The following is a 9,150-nucleotide window of genomic DNA, read 5'->3' on the forward strand; positions in this document are numbered from 1 at the left end:
GTGCTTTGGGGTGCGGCGGGGGTGAGGGTGCTCATCGTGCTGCCTCCTTCTTGAAGAGTGAAAAGACGGTGCGGAGTGCGAATGTGGCCACGATGATGGTGCCGATGACCACCACGACGCCGGCGGCGGATGCCAGGCCGTATTCGTTGGCGAAGTAGAACGTCTGATAGATCGCATAGGGCAGGTTGGCCGTGCCGAGTCCGCCGGCGGTGAGGGTAAAGACGGCGTCGAAGTTCTGCACGATGTAGATCGCCCCGAGGAGTCCGCCCAGCTCCAGGTACTGGCGCAGGTGCGGCAGAGTGAGGTGCCGGAAGATGGCCCAGGGGGTGGCGCCGTCCATCTGCGCTGCTTCCACGGTGTCCATGGGCCGGGACTGCAGGCCGGCCAGCAGGATGAGCATCATGAACGGGGTCCACTGCCAGACCAGCGAGACGATGACGGCCATCATGGGCGCCTGGGACAGGAGGTCCAGTTGGGGCGCCGGGGCGCTGCCGAACAGGGACCAGATCCAGGTCAGGATGCCGTTGATCAGCCCGTAGGTGGGGTTGAGCAGGGCGTGCTTCCAGATCAGCGCCGCGGCTACGGGCACCACCAGGAACGGGGCGATCAGCAGCGTCCGGGCCAAGCCGCGGCCGATGAACTTCTTGTCGAGCAGCAGCGCCAGGCCCAGGCCGATCAACAGGCTCACCAGGACCACCGATACGGTCAGGAGGATGGTGGTGAAGATTGCCTGGCGCAGGTCCGGATCCGTGAGGACCGTGGCGTAGTTCTCCAACCCGGCAAAGGCTGTCTTGTCGGGGCTGAGGCTGTTCCAGTTCATGAACGAGATGATCAGCGTCACGACGAACGGCAGCTGCGTGACGACGATGAGGAAGATCAGGGCCGGCAGCAGTGGTGCCCGCCGTGCCCAGGCCAGGGCGCGTTCCCTCGAGCGTGCATTCTTGGATGGTTTGGCTGCGCTGTGCCCCGATCGGGAGATACGCGCCGTTGCGGTAGTCATGAGGTTCTCCTGCGTTTCGGTTGTTGCTACTTGTACTTATTGCCGATTTTTTGGGCCGCTTCCTGGCCCTTGGCCAGCGCATCAGCCACAGAACCCTGGCCGGCGATGGCGGAGCTGACTCCCTGGGACACGTTGGTGCCCAGAGCGGCGAACTCCGGAATGCCGACAAACTGGATGCCGACGGCGGGACGTTCCTGGGCGCCGGGGTTCTTCGGGTCGGCGTTCTCAATGGCGAAACGCTCGGCCTCGAAGAACGGGGCCGCCTTCTGGAATTCCTCGTTCTCGTACGTGGAGATGCGCTTGCCGGAGGGGACTTTGGCCCAACCGAGTTTGGTGGCGACCAGTTCCTCGTAATCCTTGGAGCTTGCCCAAGCAATGAACTTGCTCGCAGCGTCCTGCTTCTTTGACGCCGCCTGCATGGCCCAGGACCAGGTCCACAACCAGCCGGAGGACTTGGTTTCCTTGATGGGTGCCTGGGCGTAGCCGATCTTGCCCTTCACAGGTGAGGCGTCGGATTCCAGTGCTCCGGCAGCTGATGTGGCGTCGTACCACATGGCCACCTTGCTCTGGCTCATGTTGTTGAGGCATTCCGTGAACCCTGCCTGGGCGGCACCGAGTTCACCGTGCTCGCGGACCAGTTTGGTGTAGAACTCCACCGCCTCGGTGAATTCCGGCGAGTTGACCTGGGCGTTCCAGTCCTTGTCGAACCAGGTGCCTCCGAACGTGTTCACCACGGTGGTCAGCGGCGCAAACACCTGGCCCCAGCCCGGCTGGCCGCGAAGGCAGATGCCCTTCATTCCCGGAGCGGCGCCATCCACCTGTGCCGCGATGTCCGCGACCTCATCCCAGGTGGGCTTCTCCGGCATGGTCAGGCCCTTGGCCTCCAGGATGTCTTTCCGGTACATCAGGAAGGACGATTCGCCGTAGAACGGTTCGCCGTAGAGCTTGCCGTCGGCGCCGGTGAGGGACGCCGTGTAGGCGGGCAGGATGTCGTCCTGGTCGAAAGCGGGATCCGCAGCCACATCGTCGAGCGGCGCAAGCCAGCCGTTGGCGGAATAGAACGGGATCTCGTAATTGGACAGCGATGCGACGTCGTACTGGCCTGCCTGGCTGGAGAACTCCTGGCTGATCTTTGCCCGGACGTCGTTCTCAGGCAGGATCGTGTAGTTGACCTTGATACCGGTTTCCGCGGTGAAGTTCTCCGCGGTGAGCCGCTGCAGGTCCTCCATTTGGGGATTGTTGACCATCAGGACATTGATGCTGTTGGGATCGCCGGCAGAATTGCCTCCGCCGGCACCTGCACAGGCCGAGGCGCTGAGGGCGACGCACAAAGCGCCGGCGGCCAGGGTCGCTGCACGCATTTTTGAGCGCATTAAGGACTCCTTTGTTCTTCAGGGGTGCGCAGTCCCGCACATCAACTGCCATGTCGCTGTACCGGGGACCGGGGGTCGGGGCCAGTAACCGGGAAGTCCGGTGTACCCCGCTGGTGTTCCTCAACGATAGGCCTGTGGCATAGGGCACAACTAGCGCCCTGGTTGCCGGTTTCTGATACTAATTTTCCCAATCCCTCCCCTTGCGGGGTCTAATCTGGGGTAAGGGCCCCGAAGCGCTGTCCAGAATTCATAACCCCTGACCAACGGAGATCACCATGACTGCCGCCGATGTAGCGGACGGAGCTACGGCCAGGCTGGCCGAGAGACTGCTGGGAATGCGGGCCAACCGCGAGGTCATCCCGCCTGACCCCAACCACTCGGTCCGGTGGCACCAGCACAGTTATCCCAGCCCGGTGGCCCGGTGGAACTACCACCCTGAGTACGAGATCCACCTCATCCGCAAGGGCACCGGGAAGTTCATCGTCGGCGACCACATCGGCACATTCGAGGCCGGCCATGTGTCCATCGTCGGGCCGGGCCTGCCGCACGATTGGGTCAGCGACCTTGAACCCGGTGAGGTACTGGAGGGCAGGGACGTCGTCATCCAGTTCGACGGGAAATGGGTTGAGCAGACCGCGTCCCTGGTCCCGGAGATGGCGGAGATCAAACCGCTGCTGGAGCAGTCCGCCCGGGGAATCGAGTTCCTGGGACGTTCAGCCGAGAGCGCGTCAGCTGCCATCGAGGCCATGGGAACCACCACGGGCCTGCAACGGCTCGAGCACCTCTTTGCCCTGTTCGGGATCCTCGCCGCGGCACCGCAGGAGGAACGGCGCTACCTTGCCGACGAATGGTTCAGGCCGCAGCTGGACGGGCAGGCCGCCGCCGTCGTCGACATCGTTCTGGAGTATGTCTTCAGCAACCACGCGGGCAGCGTCACGATGGCCGGGGCCGCTGCCCTGGTGGGCATGCCCGAACCGACCTTCTCGAAGTACTTCAACCGTGCCACCGGCCAGAATTTCAGCGACCTGGTCCGAAAGCTGCGGCTGGCGCACGCGCGGCGCCTTCTGGAGCGCAGCGACAAACCCATTTCCGATATCTGCTACGAAGTCGGCTTCTCCAACCTGTCCAACTTCAACCGCCATTTCCTCAACGACGCCGGCGAAACGCCGCGGCAGTACCGCCAGCGTTTGCACGGCTGACTAGTGCGCCGTTCAAGGGGAACCGCCGACGGCGGGACGGAACCTCCCGCCGTCGGCCGTTGGTCGATGACGGACGCGAGTGTCAACGCCGCTCGCGTCCGGCTGCGAGCGCGGCACGCCAGTTGCCGGCAAAATGCACCAGAACCGCGACAACGAGGAACGCGACCAGCACTTCCGCGATGACCGTCAGCATGGCAAGCCAGCCGCCGTCGAGCGTGGGGTCGAGGAAGTCGTAGACGTACCAGCCGTCGATGGATCCGCGCACCCACGAGAACAGAAGGAACGCGAGCGGGTAGCCCAGCCATGCGAGGGGCCGCCACCAGGGACCGCGAACCGTCTTCGTTACGAGGAGCCAGTCGAGCGCGACGACCAGCGGAGCCAGGCGGTGGTGGACCAGTTGGGGCCAGTACATGTCCAGGGTCCACCACGGCTCGTCCGGCGGCGCCACGAGGACTACGTAGATGATGCCCGTCATCACCAGATAAAGAACGAGGGCGCCAAACGCGTGGTCCCACCACGGCGGCAGCTGCGCCCGTGGCCACGCCGCGGCCACGATCAGCCCTATCCCCAGCGCAAGGTTCGACTGGACCGTGAACTCCGAATAGAGCTGAAAGACATCGACGTCGTTGCCCGGCAGCGTGGCATCATAGGTTTTCTGCATGAGGGCGACGAGCACAACGAGTCCCACCGCGCACCGGGCCATGCGGATCCAGAAGTTGTCGGGGTGCAGGGCACGGTTGATGTCAACGTGACGCTCGATCGGGGGGATCAACACCGGTGGACCGCTCATTCGCCCAGTGTCGCAGGCCTGAAGGCTGCCCAGTACGGCCTTTAGGCCCGTGGCGGTCAGGATGAGACGCTGGGGCCGGTACCGAGAGTGTTTGACTGTCCGTTATGACATTGAATCGAAACCCGGCGGTTGACGCGTTCCTTGAGTCACTGGATCATCCGTTGAAGCCTGTGATTGAGTCCCTGCGCCTGGCTGTCCTGGATGCCGACGGGGCAATCACAGAGCGGATCAAGTGGAAAGCACCGAGCTTCTGTTTCGATTCCGTTGATCGGGTCACGTTCAACCTGCGGCCGCTTCATCACGTCCAGCTGATTTTCCACCGCGGCGCGAAAGCCACCGGGAGTGCCTTTGATTTCGATCCGTCCACGTGGGGCGGACTGCTGGAAATGATCGGGAAGGACCGCGGCCAGGTGATCTTTCCCAGCGCAGAAGCAGCGGCAGCCCGGCAGGACGACTTCATTGGGCTTGTGCGGGAATGGGTCCGGGCCTGATTCCGGGGACTGTCCGCGGTGGGCGGCTCCGGAGTGGCAGAGCTGCAATACTCTGACAATGGCCGTCTACTTTGAGTGCACAACCCGGACAAGCATTCCCCAAGGGGAGCTGTTTGACCTTGCCCGGAGTATCGATATCCACAAGGACTCCATGGCACACTCACGTGAAGACGCGGTGGGCGGCGTGACCTCCGGTCTCATCTCCCTGGGTGAGGAAGTTATGTGGCGGGCCTGGCACTTCGGCGTTCCCCTTCACATGACGAGCCGGATCACCGAGATGGCGTCACCTGACTATTTTGTGGATGAGCAGGTCAAGGGTCCGTTCCGCCGGTTCCGGCATGTCCACGAGTTCAGTGAGGATTCCTCAGGGACCACGATGGTGGACCGCATCGAGTTCGCGGCCCCGTTCGGTCCGTTGGGACGACTGGTGGAGAAACTGGTGCTGGCCCGCTACCTGAAGCAGCTGATCGAGGCACGCAACTGCCACCTTGCCGGAAACGGCGGGAAGAAGGAACCCACGTGAACGGGCCTTTAACGCCGGCGCAGGGCCCTGTTTTGGAGGTGATCATCCGCCCTGCCAATCAAGTTGAGTGGGAGGACCTCCAGCAGGTATTCGGTGTCCGCGGTATCGGTGCGTCGTGCCAGTGCCAGTGCCAGCGGTACAAACTGCAGCCCAAGGAGTCGTTCGCGTCCCAGCCGGCCGAGGTCCGGGCCGGCCGCCTTCGCGTGCAAACCGGATGCGGTGACTCCGGATCTGCCGCCACGAGTGGCATCGTGGCCTTCCAGGCCGGGGAGTCCGTACTGACTTCATGGGTTGAGCCTTGCCGCAGCATCGGCTCCACTGTCAGGAGGTAGCGGCCGATGTCCAGCCTTCAGCGTGGAGTCTTTCGATGCCGTTCAGCAGGAGATCAAGGGCGAACTCGAATTCGAACTGGTCGTCGCAGCCCTGTCCCACCGCCCCTCCTTCATCGTGTGATGACGCCATGGCTATCCTCAGGACATTCGGATAGCGGCTGGACATCTCCTGAAGCATGGCCTGCTGGACTGCACTGTCCACCTCAGGTGCGCTCTCACCGCTTCGGTCCACAGGTTCGGCAAACAATTCCTGGGTGAAGCCCCACATGCGGCTGCCGATGGCGTGCATGACGTGATGGGTCAGGTCCACAGAGAAGCCGCGGTCCAGGAAAATGCCAATAAACGAGTCCATGTACGCCAGGACCCCGGGTGTCTTGTTCGTCCGGGTTTCCAGGACCTGACGGGCCCACTGATGCCGCCGCAGCACGGTTCTGGCGGAGAGGATCCTGCGCCGGACAACGTCCCGCCATGCGGGCTCATCGGCAGGCGGATCGATTTCCCTGACAATGACATCCACCATCCCGTCCAGCAGCTCGTCCTTGTTGGATACGTGCTTGTAGAGCGCCATCGGCACCACCTCAAGCTCCTGGGCCAGCCTGCGCATGCTCAATTCCCCGATGCCGATTTCATCAGCCAGGGAGACCGCGGACTGGAGCACCCGGTCCCGGCTCAGCCGCACCCGCACGGACGCAGCGCGTGGCTCGCTCATGTGATTACCTTCCCGTTAATCTTTTGACTCTTGACTAGTGTACGCCGTACACCTACCGTGGGTCATATAAGGGCGTACACCGTACACATTGCCGCTACCGGCAGCATGTTTGACCAGACCTACAGGACGGGACCACCGTGAACGTGACCAGGCAGATGACGCCGGACAAGCCTCAGATCAAAGCGGCACGGCCGGCATGGCTTGTGCCCGCAGGATTGATTTTCCTCAGCCTCATCCCCGTGATCGCAGGCGCCGCCCGGCTGACCGAGCTATCGGGCGGTGCCGCCGTGACGGAACGCAACGCCAGGTTCTTCGATTCCCCCGCCCCCGTGGTGATCCATATTGTCAGCGTCACGGTTTACTCGCTGCTCGGGGCTTTCCAGTTCCACCCGGCCCTCCGCCGCGGAAGGCGCAGCTGGCACAGGATGGCCGGGCGGATCCTCCTTCCCGCCGGCATGCTCACCGCGCTCTCAGGCCTGTGGATGGCAGTGTTCTACATGCTGCCACCCAGCGACGGGCAGCTCCTCCTCATCCTCAGACTCATTTTCGGCTCGGCAATGGCATTGAGCCTCGTACTCGGAGCTCTGGCCATACTCCGCCGCGACTTTGCCCGGCATGGTGCATGGATGAGCCGGGCCTACGCCATCGCCCTCGGCGCCGGAACCCAGGCCCTGATCCTCATCGTGCCGGAACTCCTCTCGAGCCCGCCGGACGTCACCACGAGGGCCGTACTTATGGGCGCTGCGTGGGTGATCAACCTCGCTGTGGCGGAGTACTACATCCGGAGGCGGCACGTGGCGTGATCGCAGAACCCGGCGGGTAGTTTTGGGTCATGACGGAAAGCTTTAAGTACGACGTCGAGATCCTCCACCTTCTCGTATCGCCGGCTCACGCCTATTTCGGCCGTGCCCGCGAAGGCGCGGCGGATGTGCCCACCACGGATGCCGAGCGCGTGGAACTGGTGGCCGGGAAGGGCATTGTGGGCGACAGGTTCTTCGGCAAGGCCGCGCACATGGACGCCGCCGTAACACTGTTCCCGGTCGAGGCCCTCGAGGCCATCGCTGCGGAGCTGGGGTCCGGTCCACTGGACCCGCTGCTGACGCGCCGCAATGTTGTCCTCCGAGGCGCCCACCTGGCTCCTTTGATCGGCGAGGACTTCGCCCTTGAAACCCACGGGGAACTGGTGCAGATCCGGGCTGGACGGCCAGCCCACCCGTGTGCCTGGATGGACCAGATGCTCGCCCCGGGCGCGCACAAGGCGATGCGCGGCCGGGGCGGCGTGCGCTGCACTCCCCTCTCGGACGGCGTCCTGCACCGGGGACCGGCCATCCTGATAAGCCCCGTTCCGCTCGACCCGGCGAGCGCCGGGGTACCCACCCTCCTGCGGCCGTCGCGGCTTCCGTAGCCGCGCCGGCTCCGCCCGCAAGGCACTGGCGGATTGCGGAACGGAGTAGGTAGACTGGTCTACCTACTCAAACCGTCAGCCAGCCGAGGACCGTCAGTGACTGAGAAGCAGACCGCAGCACCAAGCACCCGCGCCCGCAGGCCTGCTCGCGAGGCGCTCCTGGAGGCGGCTGCCCGGCGCTTCTATGCCAATGGCCTGACCGGTACGGGCATCGACACCATTACTGCCGAAGCCGGCGTGGCCAAGAAGAGCCTCTACAACAACTTCTCCTCCAAAGCCGACCTGGTGACCGCTTACCTGTACGCCCGCCATGAGGAATGGCTGCGGCTGTACCGCGCGAGACGTGAGAGGGCCGCAACCCCCGAGGAGCGCATCCTCGCCGTCTTCGATGCCTATGCGGACCACGCCGGTCTGGCCTACGAGAAGGGTTTTCGAGGCTGCGGCCTGCTCAATGCAGCCGCCGAACTGCCGGCCGGGGACCCCGGACGGGCGGTGGTCCGGCAGCACAAGGAAGACGTAGAGGCGCTGCTCTCCGGACATCTGGCGGAACTGCTGCCGGACGCACCCGAACGGGTACCACTCCTGGCACGGCACCTGGCCTTCCTGCTCGAGGGTTCGATGGCCCGCGCCGGACTCGAAGGCGACGACCGGTGCATCCTGGAAGCCCGCCGGATCGCTGACACCCTGATCGGTAACCTGTGAAGCCCGCAGGATTCCAGGGAACCACGTGGGGAGCGCTGTTTGTCCTCGCCGCGTCGGTCCTGTGGGGCACCACAGGTACCGCAGCCACCTTCGCCCCGGACGTGAGCCCGCTGGCAATCGGTGCGGCCGCCATGGGTTTCGGCGGCCTGCTGCAGGCGGCGATCGCGGCGCGGCCCATGCTGGCTTTCAGCCCGTCATTGCGCGGGAACTGGCCCACGGTGGCGTTGGGATCACTGGCCGTTGCCCTCTACCCCCTCGCGTTCTATTCCTCCATGCATCTGGCCGGCGTTGCCGTGGGGACGGTAGTCTCCATCGGCTCAGCCCCGCTCGCATCAGCCGTCGTGGAGCGGGTGGTGGACAAAAGACCGTTCACCCGGCGATGGACCGTCGGCGCGGTGCTCGGCGTCTCCGGAGCTGTCCTGCTGTGCCTCGCGGAAGGTCTCGCGGAAGCGGGGAACGCCGGGGACCCGGCGGCGACGGGTTCAGCCTGGGAAACCTCCGCGGGCATCGGCCTGGGGCTGCTGGCCGGGCTCACCTACGCGGTGTACTCGTGGGCTGCCCACCGCCTGATCAATACCGGCATACCTTCAAGGGCGGTCATGGGGACGGTCTTCGGCATCGGCGGG

11 protein-coding genes are annotated in these 9,150 nt (G+C 64.4%); 7 read left to right on the forward strand and 4 right to left on the reverse strand.

The annotated features are described in order from the left end of the window. Positions 1-31: 31 nt before the first annotated feature. Positions 32-1,000, reverse strand: a complete 969-nt coding sequence (locus DBR22_RS01095; protein WP_108597393.1) for a carbohydrate ABC transporter permease — start codon at positions 998-1,000, stop codon at positions 32-34. 26 nt (positions 1,001-1,026) lie between these two features. Then, positions 1,027-2,373, reverse strand: coding sequence for an ABC transporter substrate-binding protein (locus DBR22_RS01100; RefSeq protein WP_108597394.1), 1,347 nt, complete (start codon positions 2,371-2,373; stop codon positions 1,027-1,029). A gap of 275 nt (positions 2,374-2,648) precedes the next feature. Here DBR22_RS01100 and DBR22_RS01105 point away from each other — a divergent pair, with 275 nt between their 5' ends. After that, positions 2,649-3,572: an AraC family transcriptional regulator gene (locus DBR22_RS01105; RefSeq protein WP_108597395.1), complete on the forward strand. Its 924-nt coding sequence runs from the start codon at positions 2,649-2,651 to the stop codon at positions 3,570-3,572. Positions 3,573-3,654: 82 nt separating this feature from the next. On the opposite strand, the gene DBR22_RS01110 is transcribed toward DBR22_RS01105, so the two are convergent. Beyond that, complete coding sequence (locus tag DBR22_RS01110; RefSeq protein ID WP_108597396.1) at positions 3,655-4,362, reverse strand: Pr6Pr family membrane protein; 708 nt, start codon at positions 4,360-4,362, stop codon at positions 3,655-3,657. Between the two features lie 104 nt (positions 4,363-4,466). On the opposite strand from DBR22_RS01110, the gene DBR22_RS01115 reads away from it, so the two are divergent. Both DBR22_RS01115 and DBR22_RS01120 read left to right on the forward strand, forming a co-directional pair. Beyond that, entirely contained in the window at positions 4,467-4,853 is a 387-nt protein-coding gene (locus DBR22_RS01115; protein ID WP_108597397.1) for a DUF1801 domain-containing protein, read from the forward strand. Positions 4,854-4,911: 58 nt separating this feature from the next. After that, positions 4,912-5,376 carry an SRPBCC family protein gene (locus DBR22_RS01120; protein ID WP_108597398.1) on the forward strand — a complete coding sequence of 155 codons (465 nt, stop codon included), beginning with the start codon at positions 4,912-4,914 and terminating at the stop codon, positions 5,374-5,376. 321 nt (positions 5,377-5,697) lie between these two features. Here the strand turns inward: DBR22_RS01120 and DBR22_RS01130 are convergent, their stop codons facing one another. Then, positions 5,698-6,417, reverse strand: a complete 720-nt coding sequence (locus tag DBR22_RS01130) for a TetR/AcrR family transcriptional regulator C-terminal domain-containing protein (RefSeq protein ID WP_108597400.1) — start codon at positions 6,415-6,417, stop codon at positions 5,698-5,700. 137 nt (positions 6,418-6,554) lie between these two features. Between DBR22_RS01130 and DBR22_RS01135 the strand changes: the two genes are divergently transcribed. The 4 genes from DBR22_RS01135 to DBR22_RS01150 all read left to right on the forward strand — a co-directional run. Next, positions 6,555-7,220, forward strand: coding sequence for a DUF2306 domain-containing protein (locus tag DBR22_RS01135; protein WP_258229000.1), 666 nt, complete (start codon positions 6,555-6,557; stop codon positions 7,218-7,220). A gap of 29 nt (positions 7,221-7,249) precedes the next feature. Then, complete coding sequence (locus tag DBR22_RS01140) at positions 7,250-7,822, forward strand: MOSC domain-containing protein (RefSeq protein ID WP_108597401.1); 573 nt, start codon at positions 7,250-7,252, stop codon at positions 7,820-7,822. Positions 7,823-7,918: 96 nt separating this feature from the next. Next, positions 7,919-8,524 carry a TetR/AcrR family transcriptional regulator gene (locus tag DBR22_RS01145; protein WP_108597402.1) on the forward strand — a complete coding sequence of 202 codons (606 nt, stop codon included), beginning with the start codon at positions 7,919-7,921 and terminating at the stop codon, positions 8,522-8,524. After that, a partial coding sequence (locus tag DBR22_RS01150) for a DMT family transporter (protein WP_258229001.1) occupies positions 8,521-9,150 on the forward strand: 630 nt, incomplete at its 3' end. The genes DBR22_RS01145 and DBR22_RS01150, both read left to right, overlap by 4 nt.

This window comes from Arthrobacter sp. HMWF013, from assembly GCF_003061105.1.
GTDB lineage: Bacteria > Actinomycetota > Actinomycetes > Actinomycetales > Micrococcaceae > Arthrobacter.

Bases quoted from the DNA above. Each gene is read 5' to 3' on its own strand.
- DBR22_RS01095 (WP_108597393.1), bottom strand. From the start codon at position 1,000: ATGACTACCGCAACGGCGCGTATCTCCCGATCGGGGCACAGCGCAGCC.
- DBR22_RS01100 (WP_108597394.1), bottom strand. From the start codon at position 2,373: ATGCGCTCAAAAATGCGTGCAGCGACCCTGGCCGCCGGCGCTTTGTGC.
- DBR22_RS01105 (WP_108597395.1), top strand. From the start codon at position 2,649: ATGACTGCCGCCGATGTAGCGGACGGAGCTACGGCCAGGCTGGCCGAG.
- DBR22_RS01110 (WP_108597396.1), bottom strand. From the start codon at position 4,362: ATGAGCGGTCCACCGGTGTTGATCCCCCCGATCGAGCGTCACGTTGAC.
- DBR22_RS01115 (WP_108597397.1), top strand. From the start codon at position 4,467: ATGACATTGAATCGAAACCCGGCGGTTGACGCGTTCCTTGAGTCACTG.
- DBR22_RS01120 (WP_108597398.1), top strand. From the start codon at position 4,912: ATGGCCGTCTACTTTGAGTGCACAACCCGGACAAGCATTCCCCAAGGG.
- DBR22_RS01130 (WP_108597400.1), bottom strand. From the start codon at position 6,417: ATGAGCGAGCCACGCGCTGCGTCCGTGCGGGTGCGGCTGAGCCGGGAC.
- DBR22_RS01140 (WP_108597401.1), top strand. From the start codon at position 7,250: ATGACGGAAAGCTTTAAGTACGACGTCGAGATCCTCCACCTTCTCGTA.